Origin of the sequence: Citricoccus sp. CH26A (assembly GCF_000224415.1) — a bacterium.
GTDB lineage: Bacteria > Actinomycetota > Actinomycetes > Actinomycetales > Micrococcaceae > Citricoccus.
Map to the genome: position 1 here is coordinate 87,624 of NZ_AFXQ01000001.1, position 25,712 is coordinate 113,335.

The 25,712-nt window shown below is 71.4% G+C and carries 21 protein-coding genes and 1 pseudogene; 13 read left to right on the forward strand and 9 right to left on the reverse strand.

Annotated elements, in window-relative coordinates; translation table 11 throughout:
* The first annotated feature begins 38 nt into the window (after nt 1-38).
* The 7 genes and pseudogenes from uvrA to whiA all read left to right on the forward strand — a co-directional run bounded on the left by uvrA (nt 39) and on the right by whiA (nt 9,590).
* Nucleotides 39-3,062 carry an excinuclease ABC subunit UvrA gene (uvrA, locus tag CITRI_RS0100395; protein WP_050813534.1) on the forward strand — a complete coding sequence of 1,008 codons (3,024 nt, stop codon included), beginning with the start codon at nt 39-41 and terminating at the stop codon, nt 3,060-3,062.
* Entirely contained in the window at nt 3,059-3,781 is a 723-nt protein-coding gene (locus CITRI_RS0100400) for an HAD hydrolase-like protein (RefSeq protein ID WP_010142543.1), read from the forward strand. Before uvrA ends, CITRI_RS0100400 begins: the two co-directional genes overlap by 4 nt.
* An 81-nt stretch (nt 3,782-3,862) precedes the next feature.
* Entirely contained in the window at nt 3,863-4,537 is a 675-nt protein-coding gene (locus CITRI_RS0100405; protein WP_010142544.1) for a 1-acyl-sn-glycerol-3-phosphate acyltransferase, read from the forward strand.
* Between the two features lie 17 nt (nt 4,538-4,554).
* A pseudogene (gene uvrC / locus CITRI_RS18635) lies at nt 4,555-6,587 on the forward strand (excinuclease ABC subunit UvrC).
* Nucleotides 6,588-6,606: 19 nt separating this feature from the next.
* Nucleotides 6,607-7,500, forward strand: coding sequence for an RNase adapter RapZ (gene rapZ / locus CITRI_RS0100415; RefSeq protein ID WP_010142547.1), 894 nt, complete (start codon nt 6,607-6,609; stop codon nt 7,498-7,500).
* Nucleotides 7,497-8,528, forward strand: coding sequence for a uridine diphosphate-N-acetylglucosamine-binding protein YvcK (gene yvcK, locus CITRI_RS0100420; RefSeq protein WP_010142548.1), 1,032 nt, complete (start codon nt 7,497-7,499; stop codon nt 8,526-8,528). Before rapZ ends, yvcK begins: the two co-directional genes overlap by 4 nt.
* Before the next feature lie 69 nt (nt 8,529-8,597).
* Nucleotides 8,598-9,590 carry a DNA-binding protein WhiA gene (gene whiA, locus CITRI_RS0100425; protein WP_010142549.1) on the forward strand — a complete coding sequence of 331 codons (993 nt, stop codon included), beginning with the start codon at nt 8,598-8,600 and terminating at the stop codon, nt 9,588-9,590.
* On the opposite strand, the gene CITRI_RS0100430 is transcribed toward whiA, so the two are convergent.
* Both CITRI_RS0100430 and CITRI_RS0100435 read right to left on the reverse strand, forming a co-directional pair.
* Nucleotides 9,587-10,462 (reverse strand): cytochrome c oxidase assembly protein, encoded by an 876-nt coding sequence (locus CITRI_RS0100430; protein ID WP_010142550.1) that lies wholly within the window; start codon nt 10,460-10,462, stop codon nt 9,587-9,589. The two genes, whiA and CITRI_RS0100430, sit on opposite strands and share 4 nt — an antisense overlap.
* A complete protein-coding gene (locus CITRI_RS0100435; protein WP_010142551.1) occupies nt 10,429-10,938 on the reverse strand; it encodes a DUF2243 domain-containing protein in 510 nt (169 codons plus the stop codon). The genes CITRI_RS0100430 and CITRI_RS0100435 overlap by 34 nt, the downstream gene beginning before the upstream one ends.
* A 277-nt stretch (nt 10,939-11,215) precedes the next feature.
* On the opposite strand from CITRI_RS0100435, the gene CITRI_RS0100440 reads away from it, so the two are divergent.
* The 5 genes from CITRI_RS0100440 (at nt 11,216) to secG (ending at nt 15,368) form a co-directional block, all read left to right on the forward strand.
* On the forward strand, nt 11,216-11,839 hold the full coding sequence (locus tag CITRI_RS0100440; protein ID WP_010142552.1) for a superoxide dismutase: 624 nt from the start codon (nt 11,216-11,218) through the stop codon (nt 11,837-11,839).
* A gap of 108 nt (nt 11,840-11,947) precedes the next feature.
* A complete protein-coding gene (gene gap / locus CITRI_RS0100445; RefSeq protein WP_010142554.1) occupies nt 11,948-12,964 on the forward strand; it encodes a type I glyceraldehyde-3-phosphate dehydrogenase in 1,017 nt (338 codons plus the stop codon).
* 52 nt (nt 12,965-13,016) lie between these two features.
* Nucleotides 13,017-14,276 (forward strand): phosphoglycerate kinase, encoded by a 1,260-nt coding sequence (gene pgk / locus CITRI_RS0100450; RefSeq protein ID WP_010142555.1) that lies wholly within the window; start codon nt 13,017-13,019, stop codon nt 14,274-14,276.
* A complete protein-coding gene (gene tpiA / locus CITRI_RS0100455; protein WP_010142556.1) occupies nt 14,273-15,088 on the forward strand; it encodes a triose-phosphate isomerase in 816 nt (271 codons plus the stop codon). The genes pgk and tpiA overlap by 4 nt, the downstream gene beginning before the upstream one ends.
* Nucleotides 15,089-15,116: 28 nt before the next feature.
* Nucleotides 15,117-15,368, forward strand: a complete 252-nt coding sequence (gene secG, locus CITRI_RS0100460; RefSeq protein ID WP_010142557.1) for a preprotein translocase subunit SecG — start codon at nt 15,117-15,119, stop codon at nt 15,366-15,368.
* A 51-nt stretch (nt 15,369-15,419) separates the two neighbouring features.
* On the opposite strand, the gene pgl is transcribed toward secG, so the two are convergent.
* From pgl to tkt, 6 genes are read right to left on the reverse strand one after another with little or no spacing between them, the layout of a single operon-like run.
* Entirely contained in the window at nt 15,420-16,211 is a 792-nt protein-coding gene (gene pgl / locus CITRI_RS0100465) for a 6-phosphogluconolactonase (RefSeq protein ID WP_029138905.1), read from the reverse strand.
* A gap of 4 nt (nt 16,212-16,215) precedes the next feature.
* On the reverse strand, nt 16,216-17,157 hold the full coding sequence (locus CITRI_RS0100470; RefSeq protein WP_010142559.1) for a glucose-6-phosphate dehydrogenase assembly protein OpcA: 942 nt from the start codon (nt 17,155-17,157) through the stop codon (nt 16,216-16,218).
* Nucleotides 17,157-18,749 (reverse strand): glucose-6-phosphate dehydrogenase, encoded by a 1,593-nt coding sequence (gene zwf / locus CITRI_RS0100475; protein ID WP_010142560.1) that lies wholly within the window; start codon nt 18,747-18,749, stop codon nt 17,157-17,159. Before zwf ends, CITRI_RS0100470 begins: the two co-directional genes overlap by 1 nt.
* Nucleotides 18,742-20,373 carry a glucose-6-phosphate isomerase gene (locus CITRI_RS0100480; protein ID WP_010142561.1) on the reverse strand — a complete coding sequence of 544 codons (1,632 nt, stop codon included), beginning with the start codon at nt 20,371-20,373 and terminating at the stop codon, nt 18,742-18,744. Before CITRI_RS0100480 ends, zwf begins: the two co-directional genes overlap by 8 nt.
* A 48-nt stretch (nt 20,374-20,421) precedes the next feature.
* On the reverse strand, nt 20,422-21,558 hold the full coding sequence (tal, locus tag CITRI_RS0100485) for a transaldolase (RefSeq protein ID WP_010142562.1): 1,137 nt from the start codon (nt 21,556-21,558) through the stop codon (nt 20,422-20,424).
* Between the two features lie 56 nt (nt 21,559-21,614).
* The gene (tkt, locus tag CITRI_RS0100490) at nt 21,615-23,804 is read right to left on the reverse strand and encodes a transketolase (RefSeq protein ID WP_010142563.1); all 2,190 of its coding nucleotides are present in this window, start codon (nt 23,802-23,804) and stop codon (nt 21,615-21,617) included.
* Between the two features lie 288 nt (nt 23,805-24,092).
* Here tkt and CITRI_RS0100495 point away from each other — a divergent pair, with 288 nt between their 5' ends.
* Nucleotides 24,093-25,082 (forward strand): heme o synthase, encoded by a 990-nt coding sequence (locus CITRI_RS0100495; protein ID WP_010142565.1) that lies wholly within the window; start codon nt 24,093-24,095, stop codon nt 25,080-25,082.
* A gap of 66 nt (nt 25,083-25,148) precedes the next feature.
* Here CITRI_RS0100495 and CITRI_RS0100500 read toward each other — a convergent pair whose 3' ends face one another.
* On the reverse strand, nt 25,149-25,712 hold the full coding sequence (locus CITRI_RS0100500; RefSeq protein WP_010142567.1) for an N-acetyltransferase: 564 nt from the start codon (nt 25,710-25,712) through the stop codon (nt 25,149-25,151).

The following is a 25,712-nucleotide window of genomic DNA, read 5'->3' on the forward strand; positions in this document are numbered from 1 at the left end:
GCCCGGGGCCGGTTACGCTCTCGGCCGACGTTTCGAAGATGTCTTCGAAGGCGTCCTCCAATAGACTGGACGGCGTGCCCGATACCCCTCTGACGATCACTGACCAGACCATTCCACCCACCACCGCCCGCGGCCTGGCCGCGGGCCCGGACAGCGGTGGCCATCGCCACGACCCGGACCGGATCGTGGTCAAGGGAGCCCGGGAACACAACCTGAAGAACGTCGACCTGGACATCCCCCGGGACTCGCTCGTGGTCTTCACCGGGCTGTCCGGGTCCGGGAAGTCCTCCCTGGCCTTCGACACGATCTTCGCGGAGGGCCAGCGCCGGTACGTGGAGTCCCTGTCCTCCTACGCGCGCATGTTCCTGGGCCGGGTGGACAAGCCCTCGGTCGACTTCATCGAGGGCCTGTCCCCGGCGGTGTCCATCGACCAGAAGTCGACGAACCGGAACCCGCGGTCCACCGTGGGCACGATCACCGAGGTCTATGACTACATGCGCCTGCTGTGGGCGCGGATCGGCGTGCCGCACTGCCCCGAGTGCGGGCAGCCGGCCTCCAGGCAGTCACCCCAGCAGATCGTCGACCAGCTCTCCGAGCTGCCGGAGAAGACCCGCTTCCAGGTGCTGGCCCCCGTGGCGCGGGGCCGCAAGGGCGAGTTCGTGGACGTCTTCTCCTCCCTGGCCACCCAGGGCTTCTCGCGCGCCATCGTCGACGGCGAGCTCATCCAGCTCTCCGACCCGCCCAAGCTGAAGAAGCAGGTCAAGCACACCATCGCCGTGGTCGTGGACCGGCTGGCGATGAAGGACGGGATCCGCCAGCGGCTCACCGACTCCGTGGAGACGGCGCTGAAGCTCGCCGACGGACTCGTGGTGGTGGACTTCGTGGACGTGGACGCCGCTGTGGACCCGGAGAAGGCCAACGCCGGCGAGTGGGACGCCGTGGACGCCGAGGGGAACCGCAAGTACCGCTCCTTCTCGGAGAAGCTGTCCTGCCCCAACGGCCACCAGCTGTCCATCGACGAGATCGAGCCGCGGTCGTTCTCCTTCAACAACCCGTTCGGGGCCTGCTCGGTCTGCACCGGCATCGGCACCCGGCTCGAGGTGGACGAGGACCTGGTGGTCCCGGACCCCGACCTCTCCCTCGCCGAGGGCGCCATCGCCCCCTGGTCCATGGGCAAGTCCACGTCCGAGTACTGGAAGCGCCTGCTGTCCGGCCTCGCCGACGAGGTCGGGTTCTCCATGGACACCCCGTGGAAGAAGCTGCCCGCCTCGGCCCGCAAGGCCGTACTGCACGGCAAGGACTTCAAGGTCGTGGTCCAGTACCGCAACCGCTTCGGCCGCGAACGCCGGTACACCACCGGTTTCGAGGGCGTGATCGACTACATCCACCGCAAGCACCTGGAGACCGAGTCGGACAACGCGCGGGACCGCTACGAGTCCTACATGCGCGAGATCCCCTGCGCCGCCTGCAACGGCACGCGGCTGAACCCGACGTCGCTCTCCGTGCTGGTCGGCGGGAAGTCCATCGCCGAGGCCTCGGTCCTGCCCATGCGGGATGCCATCACCTTCCTCGAGGGACTGGAGCTGTCCGCCCGTGACCGGCAGATCGCCGACCAGGTCCTCAAGGAGATCCTGGCCCGGCTGCACTTCATGCTCGACGTCGGCCTCGACTACCTGAACCTGGAGCGCCCGGCGGGCACGCTCTCCGGCGGAGAGGCCCAGCGCATCCGGCTGGCCACCCAGATCGGCTCCGGACTGGTGGGCGTCCTCTACGTCCTGGACGAGCCGTCCATCGGGCTGCACCAGCGGGACAACCGCCGGCTGATCGAGACCCTCAACCGGCTTCGCGACCTGGGCAACACCCTGATCGTGGTGGAGCACGACGAGGACACCATCGCCGAGGCCGACTGGATCGTGGACATCGGCCCCCGGGCCGGCGAGCACGGCGGCGAGGTGGTCCACTCCGGGTCCCTCGAGGACCTCAAGGCCAACGAGCGCTCGATCACCGGGGACTACCTCTCCGGCCGCCGGGCCATCACGCTGCCGGCCGAGCGTCGGCCCGTGGACAAGGACCGCAGGCTCACCGTGGTCGGGGCGCGCGAGCACAACCTGCAGGACGTCACCGTGGACTTCCCCCTCGGGGTGCTCACCGCGGTCACGGGCGTCTCCGGCTCGGGCAAGTCCACCCTCGTCAACGAGATCCTCTACAAGGTGCTGGCGAACCAGCTCAACAACGCCCGCCATGTCCCCGGCCGGCACAAGCGGGTGAACGGCCTCGAGCACCTCGACAAGGTCGTGCACGTCGACCAGAGCCCGATCGGGCGCACGCCGCGGTCCAACGCGGCGACCTACACGGGCGTGTTCGACACCATCCGCAAGCTGTTCGCGGACACCCAGGAGGCCAAGGTCCGCGGCTACCAGCCCGGCCGGTTCTCGTTCAACATCAAGGGCGGCCGCTGTGAGTCCTGCTCCGGGGACGGCACCCTGAAGATCGAGATGAACTTCCTGCCGGACGTCTACGTGCCCTGCGAGGTCTGCCACGGCGCCCGGTACAACCGCGAGACCCTCGAGGTGCACTACAAGGGCAAGAACATCGCCGAGGTGCTGGACATGCCGATCGAGGAGGCCGCCGAGTTCTTCTCCGCCTACTCCAAGATCTCGCGGTACCTCAACACGATGGTGGACGTCGGCCTGGGCTACGTCAGGCTCGGCCAGCCGGCCACCACGCTCTCCGGCGGCGAGGCCCAGCGCGTCAAGCTCTCCGCCGAGCTGCAGAAGCGCTCGAACGGCCGCTCGATCTACGTGCTGGACGAGCCGACCACCGGCCTGCACTTCGAGGACATCCGCAAGCTGCTCGGCGTGCTGCAGTCCCTGGTGGAGAAGGGCAACACCGTCATCACCATCGAGCACAACCTGGACGTCATCAAGTCGGCCGACCACCTGATCGACCTCGGTCCCGAGGGCGGTTCCGGCGGTGGCACCATCGTGGCGACGGGCACGCCGGAACAGGTGGCGAAGAACCCGGCGAGCCACACCGGCCGGTTCCTCGCCGAGGTCCTGTGACGGCCGCGGCGCCCGCCACCGGCAGCCCGCGTCCCGCCGTCCTGCTGGACCTGGACGGCACCCTCGTGGACCCCGCGGGGGCCATCACCGGGGGCATCGCGGCGACCCTCGCCCGCCACGGGCTGCCCGTGCCGGGACCGGAGCGGCTGCGCGCACTGGTCGGGCCCCCGCTGCGGGAGGGACTGCGGAGCCTGGACGGGGTGACCGAGGACAACCTGCTGGTCCTCATCCGCGAGTACCGCGCCGGCTACCGGGAGCACGGGATGGCCGCGAGCGTGGTCTACCCGGGCATCCATGAGGCGCTGGAGGACCTGGGCCGGGACCACGACCTGGTGGTGGCGACCTCGAAACCGGTCTCGAGTGCACGCCGGCTGCTGGGCATCCAGGGCCTGGACCACCACTTCGTGGCCATCTGCGGCTCCAGCGACGACGAGACCGCGCCCGTCCCGCCCGGGGGCACCAAGGTGCAGGCGATGGCCGAGGCCCTGGCCGCCGTCGGGATGGGCGGGCACGGGAAGCCGCGTGCCGTCATGGTGGGCGACCGGCACTTCGACCTCGACGGCGCCGCGCACCACGGCCTGCCCGGCATCGGGGTGCTGTGGGGCTTCGGCGACCGGGACGAGCTGACGGCCGCCGGGGCCGAGGCGCTGTGCGACAGCCCGGCGGAACTGCCCGCGCTGTGCCGGCGCCTGCTGGGCGAGCGGGCCATCCAGCACTGAGCACACTATGATGGACCGGTCCGCCGGTCCTCAACGGAACCGGTGCGGACCAGCACGCACCCACGCAGCGAGAGGATGGACATGGCGACCAACGAGGCCGTGCGCTGGGGGTTCCGTGCCGCCCTGAAGGTCTCCTGCCGCCCCACCGTCACCGGACTCGAGAACGTCCCGCGGACCGGTGGGTTCATCGTGGCCAGCAATCACCTGTCGTTCCTGGACTCGGTGATCCTGCAGGCGCTCATGCCGCGGATGGTCCACTTCTTCGCCAAGTCCGAGTACTTCACGCAGCCGGGCCTCAAGGGCCGGGTGATGAAGGGCTTCTTCGAGTCCGTCGGGTCGATCCCCGTCCAGCGCGACCAGCAGGCCGCCTCCGTGGCCGCGCTCGACCAGCTGGTGGAACTCGTGCAGGCCGGGTCCGGCGTGGGGATCTACCCGGAGGGAACGCGCAGCCGGGACGGGCGGCTCTACAAGGGCCGCACCGGCGTCGGCTGGCTCGCGCTGGCCACCGGCATGCCGGTGGTCCCCGTGGGACTCCGGGGCACGGACCGGCTCCAGCCCCCGGGCACGAACCGCGTCACCCCGCACCACTTCAGCCTGGCCGTGGGCGAACCCCTCCAGTTCGAGCACCTGGGTCGCAAGCACCCGCTGCCACCGCGCAAGCAGGCCACCGCCCAGGTCATGGACGCGATCGCCGCGCTCTCCGGCCAGGAGCGGGTGGAGCAGTACAACGCCCCGGTCGGCGGGGGTCAGGACTGATGCGGGACTGATGCGCCATGGCTGATCCGGCCAGCTACCGGCCGAGGTCCGGTGAGGTTCCCACCTCGCCGGGGGTGTACCGTTTCCGCGACCCGGACGGCCGGGTCCTCTACGTGGGCAAGGCCAAGAACCTGCGCTCCCGCCTGGCGTCCTACTTCCAGGACCCCGCCGGGCTGCATCCGAAGACCCGCGCCATGGTGTTCACGGCCTCCTCGGTCGAGTGGACGGTCGTCGGCTCGGAGCTGGAGGCCCTGCAGCTCGAGTACACCTGGATCAAGCAGTACACCCCGCGGTTCAACATCATGTACCGGGACGACAAGTCCTATCCGTACCTGGCCGTGACCATGAACGAGAAGTACCCCCGAGTCCAGGTCATGCGCGGGGACCGGCGCAAGGGCGTGAAGTACTTCGGGCCGTTCCATCCCGCCAAGGCGATCCGCGAGACCGTGGACCTGATGCTGCGGGTCTTCCCCGTGCGCACCTGCTCCGCCGGTGTCTTCCGGCGCGCGGAGCTCTCCGGCCGGCCCTGCCTGATGGGCTACATCGACAAGTGCGCCGCACCCTGCGTGGGCCGCGTCAGTGCCGAGGACCACCGCCAGCTCGCCCAGGACTTCTGCGACTTCATGGCCGGGGACGCCCACCGGTACATCCGCCGGCTCGAGGAGCAGATGAAGGAGGCCGTGGCCGACCTGCGCTACGAGGACGCCGCCCGGCGCCGGGACGACATCGCCGCCCTGAAGAGGGTCTTCGAGCGCAACGCCGTGGTGCTGTCCGAGTCCACCGAGGCGGACATCTTCGCCTTCGCCGAGGACGAGCTGGAGGCGGCCGTCCAGGTCTTCCACGTGCGCGAGGGCCGGATCCGCGGCCAGCGCGGCTGGGTGGTCGAGAAGGTGGAGGACGTCTCCGGGCCCCAGATGGTCGAGCAGCTGCTCGAACAGGTCTACGGGTCCCTCGAGGACTCCAGCCGCATCCCGCGTGAGGTGCTGGTCCCCGAGCTTCCGGAGGACGCGGAACAGGTCGCCACGTTGCTGACCGGCCTGCGCGGTGCCCAGGTCAGCCTGCGGGTGCCCCGGCGGGGGACAAGCGCGCCCTGATGGAGACGGTGCAGGAGAACGCCCGGATGGCGCTGCGACTGCACAAGACCCGCCGCTCCGGGGACCTGACCACCCGCTCGGCCGCGCTGCGCGAACTGCAGGAGGCCCTGGAGCTGGACGAACCGCTGCTGCGGATCGAGTGCTACGACATCTCGCACGTGTCCGGCACGAACGTCGTCGGGTCCATGGTGGTCGTCGAGGACGGGCTCCCCAAGAAGTCCGACTATCGGAAGTTCGCCGTCACCGGGGAGGCTGCCCGTGACGACACCGCCGCCATGCACAACGTGCTGACCCGCCGCTTCCGGCACTACCTGGAGGACCAGGAACGCAACGGGTCCTTCACCACCGGTGAGATCCCCGATGCCGGCACCGACGGACCGGAGGGTGCCGCCCCGGCCGAGGCGGGCGCCCGGCGGTTCGCCTACCCGCCCTCCCTCGTGGTGGTCGACGGCGGCCCCGCCCAGGTGGCCTCGGCCGCACAGGCCCTGGCGGACCTCGGGATCACCGACCTGCCGGTGGTCGGACTGGCCAAGCGCCTCGAGGAGCTGTGGCTGCCGGGGGAGGAGTTCCCGGTCGTGCTGCCCCGGGCCTCGCAGGGGCTCTACATGCTGCAGCGGCTACGCGACGAGTCCCACCGCTTCGCCATCACCTTCCACCGGCAGAAGCGTGCCAAGTCGATGGTCTCCTCGGCGCTGGACGGGATCCCCGGGCTCGGACCCACCAAGCAGAAGGCGCTGCTCAAGCACTTCGGCTCGGTGAAGCGGATCCGGGCGGCCGGCCTCGACGAGCTCCGTCAGGCCCCGGGCATCGGTGCCGCCCTGGCCGCCGCCGTCCACGCCTCCCTGCATCCGGGCCAGGGAGCCGACGGGGCCCCGGGCCAGGCGGGGGAGGAGGCCGTGGACCAGGTGGCGGACCAGTACGGGATCAACCTGACCACCGGGGAGATCCTGGACTGACACTGGGTAGGCTGGACGCATGAGCGACGGCCTGATCCCGGTGAAACCGGCCACTTCCGAGGTACTCATCGTCACCGGCATGTCCGGGGCAGGACGCACCACCGCCGCACACGCCCTCGAGGACCACGGATGGTACGTGGTGGAGAACATCCCCCCGCAGCTGTTCGGCACCCTGACGGACCTCGTGGGCCGCTCGCCCGAGGCCATCCCGCGGATGGCGCTCGTGGTCGACGTCCGGTCCAAGGACCTGTTCACGGACATCCAGGAGGCCCTCGAGCAGTTGCGCGCCCAGGGCGTCGACTACCGCGTGCTGTTCCTGGACGCCGCGGACGACCTGCTCGTCCGCCGGTTCGAGTCCGCCCGCCGGCCCCACCCCCTCCAGGGCTCCGGCCGGATCCCGGACGGCATCGCCGCCGAGCGACTGCTGCTGAAGGACCTCAAGGAGCAGGCCGAGATCGTGGTGGACACCACCTCCATGAACGTCCATTCCCTGGCCACCACCATCACGGAGCTGTTCACCGAGTCGGGGCCGATCGTCCTGCGCCTGAACGTGATGAGCTTCGGCTTCAAGTACGGGCTGCCCCAGGACGCCAATTTCGTGGCCGACGTCCGGTTCCTGCCCAACCCGCACTGGGTGCCGGAACTGCGCCCCTTCACCGGCAAGGACGCGGCCGTCTCGGACTTCGTCCTGGGCCAGAACGGGGCGGCGGAGTTCGTGGACCGCTACGTCCAGGCGCTGCTGCCGGTCCTGGAGGGGTACCGTCGGGAGAACAAGCACTACGGCACCTTCGCCGTCGGCTGCACCGGCGGCAAGCACCGTTCCGTGGCCGTCGCCGAGGAGCTGGCCCGCCGGCTCCGCCAGCAGCCACGGGTCACCGTCAACGTGCAGCACCGGGACCTGGGGCGGGAATGAGCACGCACTTCACCGGCCAGCTACCCCTGGTCCCGGTCTCCCAGTCGATCGCCGGGGGCACGTACGACCCCACCCTGCGCGTCACCGCGCTGGGTGGCGGGCACGGACTCTCCGCGACGCTGCGGGCCCTGCGCCTGATCGCCGGGGAGATCACCGCCGTCGTCACGGTGGCGGACGACGGCGGGTCCTCCGGGCGCATCCGGCAGGAGATGGACGTACTGCCCCCCGGCGACCTCAGGATGGCGCTGGCCGCGTTGTGCGACGACACCGACTGGGGCCGGACCTGGCGTGACGTCATGCAGCACCGCTTCCACTCCAAGGAGGGCGTGGACGGCACCCTGGACAACCACGCCCTGGGCAACCTGCTGATCGTGGCACTGTGGGAGCTCCTGGGCGACCCGGTGAGCGGGCTCCGCTGGGCCGGGGCGCTGCTGGGCGCGCGCGGCCAGGTCCTGCCGATGTCCACCATCCCCCTGACGATCTCCGGTTCGGTCCTCGCCGAGGGCCGCAACGGCGAGCTGATCCGGCGCACCATCTCCGGCCAGGCCTCGCTCGCCGCCGCCGGCCGGAACACCCGGGTCTCGCAGATCCAGCTCCAGCCGGACGACGCCCCGGCCTGCCGGGAGTCGCTGGAGGCCATCGAGCTCTCCGACTGGGTGGTCCTCGGCCCGGGGTCCTGGTACACCTCGGTCCTGCCGCACCTGTTGCTGCCGGAGCTGCGGGAGGCCCTCGAGGGGACCACCGCACGCCGCGCCCTGGTGATGAACCTCGCCGTGGACACCGCCGAGACCTCCGGCATGAGCGCCGCCGACCACCTCGAGGCGGTGCACCATCATGCGCCGGACCTGCGGATCGACGTCGTGCTGGCCGATCCCGACGCGGTCCAGGACCGGGCCGGCTTCGAGAAGGCCGCCTCCCGTCTCGGTGCGGCCGTGCAGTTTAGTAAGGTAGGGGCCGGTTCCGGGACGCCGGTGCACGATCCGCTGCGCCTGGCCCTGGCCTTCCAGGAGGCCTTCACGAGACCCTGACCCCCTGCGCGTACCCACCCGGCCGCCGCCGGGCCACCACGAGTTCAAGTGAAAGATGTGAGGCGACCCATGGCCCTGACTGCTGCGGTGAAAGAGGAGCTGACCCACCACGCGGTCAGGAGTTCCTCTGAGCGCAAGGCCGAGGTGTCGGCGATCCTGCGCTTCGCCGGCGGGCTGCACATCATCTCGGGGCGCATCGTCATCGAGGCCGAGCTGGACAACGCCGCGGCGGCCCGCCGCCTGCGGACCGCGATCGCCGAGGTCTACGGTCACGGCAGCGAGATCATCGTGGTCTCCGGCGGCAACCTGCGCAAGGGCAACCACTACGTGATCCGGGTGGTGCGCGACGGCGAGTCCCTGGCCCGGCAGACCGGCCTGCTGGACGTGCGGGGCCGCCCCGTGCGCGGTCTGCCGCCGGCGATCGTCAACGGCTCCGTCGCCGACTCCGAGGCCGTGTGGCGTGGGGCCTTCCTCGCCCACGGGTCGCTGACGGAACCGGGCCGGTCCTCCGCCCTGGAGGTCACCTGCCCCGGTCCCGAGGCGGCCCTGGCCCTGGTCGGTGCGGCCCGGCGCCTGGGCATCACCGCCAAGGCCCGGGAGGTGCGCGGCGTGGACCGCGTGGTCATCCGCGACGGGGACGCCATCTCGGCGCTGCTGACCCGGATGGGCGCCCATGACACGGTGCTGGTGTGGGAGGAACGCCGTACCCGCAAGGAGGTCCGGGCCACCGCGAACCGACTGGCCAACTTCGACGACGCCAACCTGCGTCGCTCGGCCCAGGCCGCCGTCGCCGCCGGTGCCCGGGTGGAGCGCGCGCTGGAGATCCTCGGCGAGGAGGTCCCGGACCACCTGAAGTACGCCGGACAGCTCCGGGTCCAGCACAAGCAGGCCTCGCTGGACGAACTGGGCCGGCTGGCCGATCCGCCCATGACGAAGGACGCGATCGCCGGGCGCATCCGGCGCCTGCTGGCCATGGCGGACAAGCGCGCGGCGGAGGAGGGCCTGCCCAGCACCGACGCGGCCCTGCACGCCGAGGCGCCGTCCGCCGCGGACGAGGACTAGGCTCCGGCCCCGCTCCCGGAACGCACCCGCCCCCGGGGCCGGGTGGTGGCGTACCAGCCGCTGAACAGGAGCACGATCAGGACCACGTCCACGGCGTCCCCGCCGTAGTACATCAGCTGGGCGCCGGCCTCGCCGTCCGCCCGGCCCACCCCGTCCGGCGGGTGCGCGTAGAGCCACTTGGCCAGGACCGAGTGGGCGGCGATGAAGGCGACCAGCACCGCCGAGCGCACGACCATCGAGGCCCGGTGCGGATCCGGGTCCGGACCCACGAGCGCGGCGGTGAGGAGAGAGCCGGCCAGCAGCACGTGGGCGTGCACGAGTGCGTGCACCAGGGGCGAAGCGTGCATCAGCGGGTACAGCGCCGTCGTGTACAGGACCCACAGCCCGCCGGCGGAGAGCACCGCCGCGACCACCGGGTGGGTGATGACCCGCACGGCCCTCCGGCGCAACAGGCGCGTCAGGGACCGTGCCGCGCGCACCGGCAGCGCCCGCAGGGCCAGGGTCACCGGTGCGGCCAGCACCAGCAGCAGGGGAGCGATCATGCCCAGCAGCAGGTGTGCGCTCATGTGGGCGGCGAAGCCCTCGCGGGCGGCCCGGGCGAGGGGCCCGAGCAGCGCCGCCCCCACGCATCCCAGCCCCGCGTACCAGCACAGGACCCGCCGGACCGGCCACGGGGAGCGGCCCCGGGACGCCCACAGGCCCAGCGCGTAGCCCAGCGCGGCCCCCGCCAGCAGCAGCACGACGGCGGCGTCGGCCAGGAACCATCCCAGGGCGTCGGCACCTCCGCAACCGCCGGCGGCGGGTCCCGTCCCGTGCCCGTGGTCCATGCGGGCCGCGATCATCCGGCGGCCGGCGCCGGCCGGGTCCGCCACAGGATGGCGGTCCCGATGAGCACGAGCAGCGCGGCCGAGCCGATCCAGGCCAGGTCATACGGCAGCAGGTCCACGTGGTAGCGGATCTGGTGGATCCCGAGCACCTTGTGGTTGACGACCCCGTCGAAGAGCTGGAAGGCCCCGACCCCGGCGATCACGGCCCCCGTCCACCGGCGCCAGGGCACGTCGCCGCGCCGGCGCACGTCCGCGAGCAGGAACAGCCCCCAGACCGTGATGAACCACCCGAGGGCGTGGAAGACCCCGTCGGCGGCCAGTGCCACCTCCGGGGTGGACAGGTCGTAGAAGTGATGCCACTGCAGGCCCAGGTGGAAGACGAACAGGTCGATCATCGACGCCGCGATGCCACAACCGAAGAGGAACCCCGAGGCGACCGCGCGCCGGCTCCCGCGGTCCCCGGCCCGCTGCTCCACACCGGGGCCGGCTTCCCCGCCGGCACCGGTCGCTGCGCTCGACATCGGTCCACCTCCTGGGTCGGCATGCTGAGGACCCCTCCATTGTCATCATCCCCGCGGTGTCCCCGGCAACGACCCGGGCGCGGCAGGATGCCCCGGGGTGGGCCTCGGGGTGCCGGTGACCGGGCGATACACCGGCCGGACATTGTGGCTGACAGCGGAATCATTGGCCAGTCGGGCCCCGCGCATGCATAGGATGAGACAGATGGCTCCTTCTCGGGGCCACGATCCGCGGGGCCTGTCGTACAGGTCCCGGCCACACGTCCACCAAGGAGGAATAATGGCTGAATTCACCCTGCCGGAGCTGGATTACGACTACGCCGCTCTCGAGCCGCACATCTCGGCGAAGATCATGGAGCTGCACCACTCCAAGCACCACGCCACCTACGTCAAGGGCGCCAACACGGCCCTGGAGAAGCTCGCCGCGGCCCGCGAGGCCGGTGACTTCGGTTCCGTGAACCAGTTCTCCAAGGACCTGGCCTTCAACCTCGGTGGCCACACCAATCACTCCATCTTCTGGAAGAACCTCTCCCCGAACGGTGGCGACAGGCCCGAGGGTGAGCTCGCCGCCGCGATCGACGAGTTCTTTGGCTCGTTCGACAAGTTCCAGGCCCACTTCACCGCCGCCGCTTTGGGCATCCAGGGCTCCGGCTGGGCCGTTCTGGCCTACGAGCCGATCGGTGGCAACCTGGTCATCGAGCAGTTCTACGACCAGCAGAACGGCGTGCCGGTCGCCACCATCCCGCTGTTCCAGCTGGACATGTGGGAGCACGCCTTCTACCTGGACTACCAGAACGTCAAGGCCGACTACGTCAAGGCCGTCTGGAACATCGTCAACTGGGCGGACGTCGCCGCCCGCTTCGAGGCCGCCCGCACCGGCGCCGCGAAGCTGATCACCCCCTGATCCGATGAACTACCCGGGGCCGGCCGGCCTGTCACAGCCCGGCCGGCCCCGCCCATGCCGTCTCCCCGCAGTCCCTCGTCGTCCACCCTCCCCGCACGACTGAAAGGCATGACCGTGACCAAGATCGCCATCAATGGATTCGGCCGCATCGGCCGGAGCATCCTCCGTGTCCTCGAGCAGGACGGCCATGACCTGGAGCTCGTGGCCGTCAACGACCTCACCGGTGCCGAGGACCTGCTGTACCTGACGAAGTACGACTCCGTCATGGGCCGGTACGGTCATGACATCGACCTCGTGGACGGCAACCTCGTGGCGAACGGCCGGACCATCAGGGTCTTCTCCGAGAAGGACCCGGCCGACCTGCCCTGGGGTGAGCTCGGCGTGGACATCGTCATCGAGTGCACCGGGCACTTCACGAAGGGGGAGCAGGCCCGCAAGCACCTCGAGGCCGGAGCGAGGAAGGTCGTCCTGTCGGCCCCCGGCAAGGGCATCGACGGCACGTTCGTGATGGGCATCAACGACCGGGACTACGACCCTGGCACCATGGACATCGTTTCGAGCGCCTCCTGCACCACCAACTGCCTGGCCCCGATGGTCCAGGTGCTGCACGAGTCCTTCGGGATCATCGACGGCATCATGACCACGGTCCACGCCTACACCGGCGACCAGAACCTGCACGACGCCCCCCACGCCAAGGACCGTCGGCGTGCCCGGGCCGCCGCCCAGAACATCGTCCCCACGTCCACCGGCGCGGCCAAGGCGATCGGCGAGGTGATCCCCGAACTGAAGGGCAAGCTGGACGGCTTCGCCCTGCGCGTGCCGGTCATCACCGGATCGGCCACGGACCTGACCGTCGAGCTGGAACGGGAGGCCTCCGTGGACGAGGTCAACGCCGCCTTCCGGGCCGCCGCCGAGTCCGGTCCGCTCTCGGGCGGGCGACTGGTCTACTCCGAGGACCCGATCACCTCGACCGACATCATCGGCGCCCCGGCGGCCTGCACCTTCGACGCGCCGCTGACCAAGTCGATCGGCAAGACGGTGAAGATCCTCGGCTGGTATGACAATGAGTGGGGTTACACCTCCCAGCTCGTGGACCTGACCTCCCTGGTCGCGTCCAGGCTCTGACCCCGCCACCGCACCGCATCGAGCCGCAATTCCTTCAGAGAGGCACTTTCGCATGACCGCCAAGACCCTTGACGACCTGCTGCAGGAGGGCGTCGCCGGACGCCACGTCCTGGTCCGCTCGGACCTGAACGTCCCGCTGGACGACGGGACGGTGACCGACGACGGCCGCATCCGCGCCTCGCTGCCGGTCATCACGGCGCTGGCCGACGCCGGCGCCCGGGTGATCGTCATGGCCCACCTGGGCCGTCCCAAGGGCCAGGCGGACCCGAAGTACTCCCTTCGGCCGGCCGCCGACCGGATGGCGGAGCTGTCCGGCCGCGACGTGCGCCTCGCCGGAGACGTCACAGGCGACTCGGCCCGCGAGCAGGCGGCCGCGATGTCCGACGGGGACATCCTGCTGCTCGAGAACGTCCGCTTCGACCCGCGGGAGACCTCCAAGGCCGACGCCGACCGCGAGGCACTGGCGGCGGAGATGGCGGCCCTCACGGGAGAGCACGGCGCCTACGTGGACGATGCCTTCGGCGCCGTGCACCGCCGGCACGCCTCGGTCTACGACATCGCCGGGCGGTTGCCGTCCTACCAGGGCGCCCTGGTGGCCCGGGAACTGGACGTGCTCTCCCGCCTCACGGGTGACCCCGACCGCCCGTACGTGGTGGTGCTCGGCGGTTCCAAGGTCTCGGACAAGCTCGCCGTGATCGACAACCTCATGGAGCGTGCCGACACCCTGCTGATCGGCGGTGGCATGCTCTTCACCTTCCTCAGGGCACAGGGCCACGAGGTGGGCGCCTCGCTGCTCGAGGAGGACCAGGTCCCGGTCGTCACCGAGTACCTCCGGCGCGCCCAGGACGGCGGTTGCCGGATCGTGCTGCCCACGGACATCGTGATGGCGTCCGGCTTCGCCGCGGACGCCGACCACGAGGTGCTGCCGGTGGACCGCCTCACCGCGGGCGCACACGGGGAGAAGGCCATCGGGCTGGACATCGGACCCGAGACCCGGGCCGCGTTCGGTGAGGAGATCCGCGGCGCGCACACCGTGTTCTGGAACGGGCCCATGGGCGTGTTCGAGTTCGAGGCCTTCGCCCACGGCACCCGCACGGTGGCCCAGGCACTCACGGAGGCCCAGGGGCTCACGGTCGTCGGCGGCGGGGACTCCGCGGCCGCGGTGCGGACCCTGGGTTTCGAGGACTCCCAGTTCGGTCACATCTCGACCGGGGGCGGTGCCTCCCTCGAGTACCTCGAGGGCAAGACCCTGCCGGGCGTCGCCGCCCTGGAGACCGCCCCGGCGGCCGGCCAGGCAGGTGCCGGGGCATGACCTCCCAGACCAACGGCGTCTATGACCGCACCCCGCTGATCGCGGGGAACTGGAAGATGAACCTGGACCACCTCCAGGCCGTCACCCTCGTCCAGAAGCTGTCCTGGACCCTGGCCGACGCCGACCACGACTTCGAGCGGGTCGAGGTGGCGGTCTTCCCGCCGTTCACCGACCTGCGCAGCGTGCAGACCCTGGTCGCGGGTGACCGGTTGCCGCTGGCCTACGGGGCCCAGGACCTCTCCGCCGAGGACTCCGGTGCGTTCACCGGGGAGATCTCGGGCCAGTTCCTGGACCGTCTCGGCTGCCGCTACGTGCTCGTGGGGCACTCCGAGCGGCGCACCCTGCACGGCGAGGACGACGCCCTGCTGAACCGGAAGCTGCAGGCGGCCCTGCGCCACGGGCTGACCCCCGTGTTCTGCGTCGGCGAGGGCCTGGAGGTCCGCCGGGCCGGCGGGCACGTGGAGCACACCCTGGCCCAGTTGCGGAACGGCCTGTCCGGCCTGTCCGCCGAGGCCGTCTCCGGGCTCGTGGTCGCCTACGAGCCGGTGTGGGCCATCGGCACCGGTGAGGTGGCCGGGCCGGCGGACGCCCAGGAGATGTGCGCCGCGCTGCGTGCCGAGCTGGCCGGCCTCTACGACGACGCCACCGCCCGGGGCGTCCGCCTGCTGTACGGCGGCTCGGTGAAGTCCGGGAACGTGGCGGCGATCCTGCGGGAGCGCGACGTGGACGGCGTCCTGGTGGGCGGTGCCAGCCTCGACGAGTCCGAGTTTGCTAGCATTGTCAGGTTCGAGCACCACCTGCTGACCGACTGACCGGCGCACCCCCAATGGAAAGAGTGACGTGGACGTCCTGACCCTCATCCTGCAGATCACCCTGGCGCTCATCAGCGTCCTGCTGGTGCTGCTGATCCTGCTGCACAAGGGCCGTGGCGGTGGCATGTCGGACATGTTCGGCGGGGGCGTGACCTCGTCCCTGGGCGCCTCCGGCGTCGCCGAGAAGAACCTGAACCGCCTCACGGTCACGCTCGGCATCACCTGGGGCGCGATCGTCGTGGCCCTGGGCCTGATCATGCGGTTCTCCCAGGACTTCTGAGCCCTTCGGGCACCCGGGTCGCCGACGGGAGCCAGCGGCACCGCCCGTGTCTCAGCGGGCGGCCGCACCGTCCAGCCACCAGGTGGTGGCCATCGCACCCGAGACCACCGATGCCGGCCAGCGGGCCGCATCGGTGGTCTTCGCGTTCCTGGCCCCACGCACGGCCGTGACCGCCTCCTGCTTGTCCAGGCCGGCGACCACGAACCACAGCCGCCGGGCGGTGTTCAGGGCCTCGACGGTCAGCGAGACGCGCAGCGGCGGGGGCTTGGGGGAGTCCTCCACCCCGATCACCGTCGCGTTCCTCGCCTGCGGGCCCGGCAGGCCGGGGAACAGGCTGGCCACGTGGGCGTCGGGGCCCACGCCCAGCATCACCACGTCGAACACGGGCAGCCGCGGGTCCGGACCGGGGTCGGCCTGGGCGTGCCGGGCCAGCTCGGCGGCGTAGCGTACGGCGGCGTCGTCCGGGCCGGAGCCGTCGGCGGCCGGCACGCGGTGCACGTTGCCGGCCGGCATCCCGTGGGCGTCCACGAGCGCGTCCACCAGCGCCGCCGCGGCCTGGACCTCGTTGCGGTCCGGGTCGCCGGCGGCCAGGTGGCGTTCGTCGCCCCACCACAGGTGCACGCGCGACCAGTCCAGCGCCGGCTCCTCCTCGACCAGCCGGGCCAGGGCGGCGAGGATGCCCGTACCGGTCCCGCCTCCCGTGAGGACCGCCGAGGCGCTGCCCCGGCCGCTGACGGCCTCGGTGAGGACACGGAGCAGTTCCCGGGCGGCGGCCCGGCACAGGGCCTCGCGGTCCCCGTAGACGCGGACGGAGTCCCCGCTCGGATCGGTGGTGATGGTCACGTGGTCATCGTTCACTGGGAAGTACCGCCTTCAGGTCGGTCAGGGGCAGCCCGTTCACCACCACGTCGCCGAACACCTCGTCGGGGTCCAGCCGCCGGAGCTCCTCGGCGAGGCACTCCTGGTCGCTGCGCTTGGGCAGGGAGATGCGCTGGACCGGTCGGCCCTGCTGGTAGAGGGACGCGACGTCGCCCACGGGGCGGGAGAGCACGATGTCACCGTCCTCCCTGCGCAGCCGGACGGAGCGCATGCCGTGGCCGGCCTTGGAGTGGGCCATCGTCACGGGGACGTCCAGACGGCGCGTGAGCCAGGCCGCCAGCAGCATGGTGGAGGGGGAGTCCTCGGCGCCGTCCACGGTGACGGAGCGGATCTCCGCCGGGTCCAGCCCGTCGAGGATGGCCGCCAGCTGGATGCGCCAGCCCGTCAGCCGGGTCCAGGCCAGGTCGGTGTCCCCGGCCCGGTAGGTGGTCCGCAGGTGCATCAACGCCGCCCGGGCCGAGACCGCCGTGGCGGTGTCCGTGATCCGGCGGTGCGCGATGCGGCCCAGCGGGGAGTCGGCCGGGACCTCCGGGGGCCGGTGCGGCCACCAGACGACGATCGGGGCGTCCGGCAGCAGCAGGGCGCCGATGAGCGACTCCGACTCCACCGCGTTGGACCCGGCACCGCGCAGCACCACGACGTCCGAGGCGCCCGCGTCCCCGCCGACCCGGATCTGGGCGTCCAGGGCGGTTTCCGCCTCGGGGTCGCCGACGGCGATCACGATGATCCGGCAGGGATGCTCCCGGCTGGCCAGGTTGGCCGCCCGGATCGAGGACTCCACGTGGTCGTCGGAGGTGGCGATGATGAGGGTGAGGACGCGTCCGAGGGTGACCACGCCGCCGGCCTGGCGCAGCCGGTTCATCTCCTTGGCCACCCGGGAGGTGGTGGTGTCCTTGATGTCGATGATCATCAGGGCCTCCTCCAGGCACGGCCGTCGCGCGCCATCAGCTCGTCGGCGGTCACGGGACCCCAGCTGCCCGGGGCGTAGGGCTCGGGCTGTCCGGGCAGCGAGGCCCAGTACTGCTCGAACGGGTCCAGGATGGCCCAGGAGAGCTCCACCTCGGCCTGGCGCGGGAACAGCGGCGGCTCGCCGAGCAGCACGTCCAGGATGAGCCGCTCGTAGGCCTCCGGGCTGTCCTCGGTGAAGGCGTGCCCGTAGCCGAAGTCCATGGTCACGTCCCGGACCTCCTGCTGGGTGCCGGGCACCTTCGAGGCGAACCGGATGGTCACGCCCTCGTCCGGCTGCACCCGCACCACGATGGTGTTCTGGCCGAACTCGTCCTCCCGGTGCCCCGGGAACAGGAGGTTGGGGGCACGCTTGAACACGACCGCGATCTCCGTGACGCGCCGGCCGAGGCGCTTGCCGGCGCGCAGGTAGAACGGCACCCCGTCCCAGCGCCGGGTCCGGATGCCCAGCCGCAGCGCCGCGTAGGTCTCCGTGGTGGACGCCGGGTTGAAGCCCTCCTCGTCGAGGAAGCCGGTGACCTTCTCCCCGCCCTGCCAGCCGCCGGTGTACTGGCCCCGCGCCGAGGCGGCCCCGAGGTCGGTGGGGACCTCGACGGCGGCCAGCACCTTCTCCTTCTCGGTGCGCAGGTGGTCCGCGTCGAAGGAGATCGGCTCCTCCATCGCGGTCAGGGCGAGCAGCTGCAGCAGGTGGTTCTGGATGACGTCCCGCGCCGCGCCGACGCCGTCGTAGTACCCGGCCCGTCCGCCGATGCCGATGTCCTCGGCCATGGTGATCTGGACGTGGTCCACGTGATTGGCATTCCACAGCGGCTCGAACAACCGGTTCGCGAAGCGCAGCGCGAGGATGTTCTGGACGGTCTCCTTGCCCAGGTAGTGGTCGATCCGGAACACTGCGTCCGGCACGAACACCTGCTCGATGACGTCGTTGAGCTCCCGCGCGCTGGCCAGGTCGTGGCCGAAGGGCTTCTCGATCACCACGCGGCGCCACGGCCGTCCCGAGGACCCGGTGCGCGCCGGGGAGGGCCGGGTGCCGGAGTCGTGGTGCCGTCCGGCCAGTCCGTGGTCGGCGAGCTGCTGGCAGACCTCCTCGAACCAGTCCGGGGGGATGGACAGGTAGAACACGGTGTTCCCTCCGGTCCCCCGGGAGGACTCCAGGACGGCCAGGGTGTCGCTGAGCCGCTCGTAGGCCCCGGAGTCGCCGAAGGCGCCCGAGATGAACCGGAAGCCGCCGCGCAGCTGGTCCCACACGGCGTCGTTCCACTCGGTCCGGGCCGAGGCCTGCACGGAGGCGCGCACGTAGTCGGTGAAGGCCGCGTCGTCCCAGTCGCGCCGGCCGTACCCGACCAGGGAGAACCCCGGGGGCAGCAGGCCGCGGTTGGCCAGGTCGTAGATGGCCGGCAGCAGCTTCTTGCGCGCCAGGTCGCCGGTGACGCCGAACAGCACCAGGGCGGAGGGGCCGGCGATCCGGGTCAGTCGCCGGTCACGGGGGTCCCGGAGCGGGTTCCTCGTCCCGCGGTCCTGGGCCGTCTCAGGCACCGCGGAAACCGTTGAGCAGCTGGGCGATGCCCTGACCGCGGTCGGTCAGGTGCACCCGGACCACCGTCAGGCCGTGCTCGCGCAGCACGGTGGCGTCACCGTCCGCCTGGGCCGAGATGAGCTGGCCGAAGGTGAAGGGCCGGCCGGGGATGGCCAGGTCGACGTCGGAGTCCGCCGTGATCTGCAGGAACACGCCCCCGGCCGAACCGCCCTTGTGGTACTGGCCGGTGGAGTGCAGGAAGCGTGGTCCCCAGCCGAAGGTGACCGGCCGGCCGGACTCCCGGGCCAGGACGGCCCGCAGGGTCTCCAGCTCGGGGTAGCCCAGGCGGTCCAGGTAGGCCTGCACGGCCAGGTAGCCCCGCTCGGGCACCAGGCGGGCGACGGCGCCCAGCACCGAGGCCACGTCCGGGGCCCCCACGATGTCGGCCGGGCCGGTGAGCTCGACGGCACCGATCACGGCGTCGGGCGTGCCCGGCTCGGGCGTGGCGTCCAGCAGGCCGCGGGCGGCCGTCTTGGCGGCCTCGACGTCGGGCTGGTCGAAGGGGTTGATGCCCAGGATCCGGCCGGCGGCCGCCGTCGCGAACATCCACAGCAGCAACTGGGAGCCCAGCGAGCCGAACACCTCCACGGCGTCCTCGGAGCGGGTGGCCTGGTCGGTGCCGGCCCGTTCCTCGCGATCGTCCGGGTCGGCGACGAGCCGGACCTGGAGCAGGTCACCGGCGTCCCCGGTGGTCTCGGGATCCCCGGCGTCCACGACGACCGGGAGCAGGCCCGTGCCGTCCTTGCCGGTGGACTCGGCGATGAGCTGCTCGGCCCAGTCCGCGAAGCCGACCAGGCCGGACCCCTCGTCCGAGAACACCAGCTTGTCCCGGAGGGGATCCGTGCCGGCCATCGCCGCACCGAGCTGCAGGCCCGGGTTGTCCGGCTCGTCCGTGACGAGCACCTCGAGGGTCTCCTCGGCCTCGTCCAGCAACCGCGCGATGTCCACCCCGGCCAGGCCGGTCGGCACGAGCCCGAAGGCCGTCAGGGCGGAGTAGCGTCCACCGACGGTCGGGTCCGCCGTGAAGACCCGGCGGTATCCGGCCTCCCGGGCCGACTGCTCGAGCGGGGACCCCGGGTCCGTGACGACGACCACGTGGGCCCTCGGGTCCACGCCGGCGTCGGCGAAGGCCTGCTCGAAGACCCGGCGCTGGGAGTCGGTCTCCACCGTGGACCCCGACTTGGAGGAGACCACCAGGACCGTGTCCTTCACGCCGGCGGCCAGCACGTTGCCCACCATCTCCGGGTCGGTGGAGTCCAGGGTCGTCAGCGGCGCGCCCACGGTGGCCGCGATGACCTCCGGGGCCAGGGAGGACCCGCCCATCCCGGCCAGGACCACGCGGGTGATGCCCTCCGCGGCGAGTTCCTCGCGGAGCTGCTCGACCTGGGGCACCAGGGCGCGCGAGTCCTCGAACAGCGTCATCCAGCCCAGTCGCCTCGAGGCCTCGTCCTCGGCGGCCGGACCCCACAGGGTGGCGTCGCGCTCGGACAGGCGGCTGGCGAAGCGGTCCTGCACCAGGGCGGGCACGTGGCGGTCGATGGCCTCGAGTGCGGCGCCGGTGGCCTGCAGTCCGAGCGAGCTCATGGGGGATTCTCCTTGGTGTCGTTGCCTGGTGGGAGGGGCGGTGCCCGGCTAGCGCGCGGCGGCGTCCTGGGCCGAGGCCTCGCGGAGCGCCGTGCCCACGGTCTCGAGCAGCTCGTTCCAGCTGGTGACGAACTTCTCCAGGCCCTCCTCCTCCAGCACGGACACGACGTCGTTGTAGTCCACGCCGGCGTGGCCGATGGCGTCCAGCACGCGGTCCGCATCCTCGCCGGCACCGGTCACCGTGTCGCCGGTGACCTCACCGTGGTCGGCGAGGGCCGCCAGGGTCTTCTCCGGCATGGTGTTCACGGTCCCGGGTGCCACCAGCCCGGTGACGTACAGGGTGTCCGGCAGCGCCGGGTCCTTGGTGCCGGTGGAGGCCCACAGGGGTCGCTGGGGCCGGGCGCCCGCCGCCTCCAGGACGCGCCAGCGCTCGGTGTCCAGCGTCTCCGTGAAGATCCGGTGGGCCAGCCGCGCGTTGGCCAGGCCGGCCTGTCCGGTGAGTTCCTCCACGCCCTCGGTGCCGGACTCGCGTAACCGCCGGTCGACCTCGGTGTCCACGCGGGAGACGAAGAAGCTGGCCACCGAGTGCAGCGTGGACAGGTCCCTGCCCGCCGCGTGGGCCTGCTCCAGCCCGAGCAGCCAGGCGTTGAGGACCTCCCGGTAGCGGGTGAGCGAGAAGATCAGGGTCACGTTGACGCTGATGCCCTCGGCGAGGGTGGCCGTGATCGCCGGCAGTCCCTCCTCGGTGGCGGGGATCTTCACCAGGACGTTGGGCCGGTCCACGGCGGCGGCGAGCTCCTGGGCCTCGGCGACCGTGCTCTCCGCGTTCCGGGCGGACCGGGGGTCCACCTCGATGGAGACCCGCCCATCCACCCCGTGGGTGGCCGCGTGGACCGGGGCGAGGATGTCACAGGCCTGCTGGACGTCCCGCGTGGTCAGCTCGAAGACCGCGCGGTCCACGTCCGCGCCCTCGGCCGCCAGCTGGGCCAACTGCTCGGCGTACGGTCCGCCGTTCTTCAGCGCGCTGGCGAAGATGGACGGGTTGGTGGTCACCCCGGTGACGTTCCGGGTGTCGATCAGCTCCTGCAGGTTGCCGGTGACGATCCGCTCCCGGGAGAGGTCGTCGAGCCAGATGGAGACGCCGGCCTCGGCCAGTGCGCGCGTGTTCGGGTTCTGTTCAGTCATCGCGTGGGCTCCCGTGTCCTTCGGGTCGGTGTGCTCGGGTCGGTGTGCTGAGGGGGTCAGTCGGCCAGCAGGGTGCGTGCCGCCGTCGCCACGGCCTCGGCCGTGATCCCGAACTCGCGGTACAGCGTCTGGTAGTCGGCCGAGGCGCCGAAGTGCTCCAGGGAGACCTGGGCACCGCGGGCACCGGTGTACTTCGCCCAGCCCTGGGCGATGCCGGCCTCGACGGAGACGCGGACGGCCCCGTTGTCCGGCAGGACCTGGGCGCGGTAGGACTCGTCCTGGGCGTCGAACCACTCCAGGCAGGGTGCGGAGACCACGCGCGTGGGGATGCCCTCGGACTGCAGTGCCTGGCGGGCCTCCACGGCCAGCTGCACCTCGGAACCGGTGCCGAGGAGGATCACCTGGGGCTCCACGTCCTGGCCCGAGGCGTCGGTGGCCTCCAGCAGGACGTAGGCGCCCCGCGCGGTGCCCTCTGCGCCGGCGAAGCCCTGCTCGCCGCGGGGGAACACGGGCAGGTTCTGGCGGGACAGCACGATCCCGGCCGGTCCGTCGGTGCGTTCCAGGATGGTCCGCCAGGCCCAGGACACCTCATTGGCATCGCCGGGACGCACGACGGACAGGCCCGGGATGGCCCGCAGGCTGGCCAGCTGCTCCACGGGCTGGTGCGTGGGACCGTCCTCGCCGAGCCCGATCGAGTCGTGGGTCCACACGTAGATCGCGGGGGTGCCCATCAGGGCCCCGATGCGGATGGCGGGCCGCTGGTAGTCGGAGAAGATCAGGAACGTCCCCGAGTAGGCGCGCAGCAGCGAGCCCAGGGAGATGCCGTTGACGATCGCCCCGGCGGCGTGTTCGCGCACCCCGAAGTGCAGGGTCCGTCCGTAGGGCCCGCCCGACCACGTGCTGGTCTGGCGGGACGTGGGGATGAACGACTCCGCCCCGTCCATCGTGGTGTTGTTGGAGCCGGCCAGGTCCGCCGACCCGCCCCAGAGCTCGGGCATGACCGGGCCCAGTGCGGAGAGCACCGTGCCGGAGGCCGCCCGGGTGGCCAGGCCCTTGGCCTGTCCGGAGAAGGCCGGGTCGAAGTCCGCCGGGAAGGTCGGGAAGGCCTCGGCGAAGCCTGCGGGCAGCTCGCCGGCGGAGAGCCGGTCATACAGTGCGGCGCGTTCCGGGTGGGCCTCGCGCCAGGCGTCGTAGGACGCCTCCCAGTCGCTCCGGAAGGCCGCGGAGCGGTCCCGGACGCCGCGCGCATGGGCCAGGACGTCGTCCTCGACCGCGAAGGACTGCTCCGGATCGAAGCCGAGCACCTCCTTGAGAGCCTTCAGCTCCTCGCCACCGAGCTTGGAGCCGTGGATGGCACCGGTGTCCTGCTTGCCGGGGGAGGGCCAGCCGATGACGGTGCGCAGGTTGATCAGCGAGGGGCGGCCGGTCTCGGCCTTGGCCGCGGAGATCGCCTCGTACAGCGCCCGGGTGTCCTCCACGTAGTTGCCCGTGGCCAGCCAGTCCACGGTCTGGACGTGCCATCCATAGGCCTCGTACCGCGCGGAGACGTCCTCGCTGAACGCGACGTCGGTGTCGTCCTCGATGGAGATCTTGTTGTCGTCGTAGATCACCACGAGGTTGCCGAGCTCCTGGTGGCCGGCCAGCGAGGAGGCCTCCGAGGTGACGCCCTCCTGCATGTCACCGTCCGAGGCGATGACGAAGACGTGGTGGTCGAAGGGGCTCGTCCCGGCCGGGGCGTCCGGGTCGAGCAGTCCGCGCAGCCGGCGCTGGGCGTAGGCGAAGCCCACGGAGGAGGCCAGGCCCTGGCCCAGTGGGCCGGTGGTGATCTCCACGCCGTCGGTGTGGCCGTATTCGGGGTGCCCGGGCGTCCTGGACCCCCAGGTGCGCAGGGACTGCAGGTCCTCCAGCTCGAGCCCGGCGCCGGCGGCGAACAGCTGCAGGTACAGGGTGAGCGAGGTGTGCCCGGCCGAGAGGATGAACCGGTCACGGCCGGCCCAGGTGGCATCCGCCGGGTCATGGTGCATGACGTTCTGGAACAGCTGCCAGGCCACCGGGGCGAGGGAGATCGCGGTGCCGGGGTGTCCGTTGCCGACCTTCTCCACGGCGTCGGCGGCCAGGACGCGGAGCATGTCCACGGCCTTCCGGTCCAGGTCCGAGTAGGTGTACTCACGGGCGGGTGCCTGACGCTGCAGGGGGGACGTCCCCCGGGTCGCGGTTCCGGTGGGCTGTGCCGGGACTGAAGTCACGAAAGCTGCTCCTGACGGGATGATTCTGCGGCCGGTGCCGACCTCGGGCCAGCTTATCCCGAATGAGCCCCCGGGAAACCGGTGGCGACGGGGTCGTGCCGCGGAGAACCGCCCCTGCCCGTGTCAGGTGGGTCACTGTGACCCACGGGAACGTCACCCGGGTCTGGCGGTGTCGGCGCGACGGGTACACTGGAGGGGGTGTTCCCCGGGTCGGCCGTCCGATGTCAGGGCGGGCAATGAACCTCTTGCGTGAACACCGTCCCCGTCCTCCTGCACCGTGAGAAGTAGATGCCCAGCACCCTTGATGCCCAGTCCGCCGGGACGCAGACGTCGTCCGGCGTCCGTTCCGAGACCCGGAAGCTGGGGTTCGGCCGGAAGGCCGCCGCCTACGTGGCGCTAACCAAGCCGCGCGTCATGGAGCTGCTGCTGGTCACCACGCTGCCGACCATGATCTTCGCCCAGCGCGGTTTCCCGGATGTGCTGACCATGGTCGCCACGATGGTCGGCGGGGCACTGGCCGCCGGTTCCTCCGCCGCGTTCAACTGCTACATCGACCGTGACATCGACAAGATCATGAAGCGGACCGAGAACCGACCCCTCGTCACGGGTGAGCTCACCCCGCGCGAGGCGCTCGTCTTCTCCTGGGTGATCGGCGTGGTGTCGATCCTCATCCTGGCCCTGGGGACCAACCTGCTGGCCGCCGCCCTCGGGGTCGCCGCGATCTTCTTCTACGTGGTCGTCTACAGCCTCGTCCTCAAGCGACGCACCGAACAGAACATCGTCTGGGGCGGGATCGCGGGGTGCTTCCCGGTGCTCATCGCCTGGGCCGCGGTGCGCGGGACCATCGAGTGGCCCGCCATCGTGCTGTTCCTGATCATCTTCCTGTGGACCCCGCCGCACTACTGGCCGCTGTCCCTGAAGTACAAGAAGGACTACCAGGATGCGGAGGTCCCCATGCTCGGTGCCGTGGCCTCGGCCCGCGTGGTGTCCAGCCAGGTCGTGCTCTACGCCTGGGCCACGGTCGCCTGCTCGCTGCTGCTGGTCCCGCTGGGCTGGGCCGGCATCGTCTACACCGCGGTCGCCCTGGTCACCGGCGGCTGGTTCATCTACGAGTGCCACGTGCTTTACGGGCAGTCCCAGAAGCCGGACTACAACGACAAGAAGGCCATGAAGGTCTTCCACCTGTCCATCACGTACCTCACGCTGGTCTTCGTGGCCCTCGCGGTCGACCCCTTCGTGGGCGAGCCGCTCATGACCGTTCCGGGCGCCCCGGCCTGACGCCCGGGCTGCCCGCCTCGGGAGTGGACGGCGGCCACCGGCGGTGGTGACCGTCGTCCAGGACGCTCAGAGGGGTCGTTCCAGGATGAAGTCCTGTTCGGTGCGGCGTCCCATCCGGAAGGTGCGGACGCCGCGGCGCGAGTACCCGCTCTTGGCGTAGAACCGCTGGGCCCGCGTGTTCTCCTGGTTGACGCCGAGCCAGATCCCGGCGGCACCGTTCCGGCGGGCCGCCTGCAGGGCGGCCGCCATGAGCCGGGCGGAGACGCCCCGGCCGTGATGGTCCGCGTGCACGTAGAACTTGTTCAGCTCCACCGTCGGAGCGTGCCGCAGGGTGGCGGGCTCGGAGAATGCCGGCTGCGAGCCGTGGACGAGCAGGCAGTATCCCACCGGCGTCCCGTCCTCGTCCCCGGCCCACAGCACGGTCCGGTCCACCGCCCGGATATGGGCCGCGAAATGCTCCGCGGTCAGGTTCGCGGCGATGAAGGACCGGATGTCCTCCGGCGCGGAGCCCGGCGGGCAGGCCAGCGGGAAGGTCGCCGCCGCCAGCCCCGCCAGCGGGACCGCGTGGACGACGTTCGAGGCCTCGGAGACCTCCGGCACGGCCGCAGGGATCACGCGGGCGGAGGACAC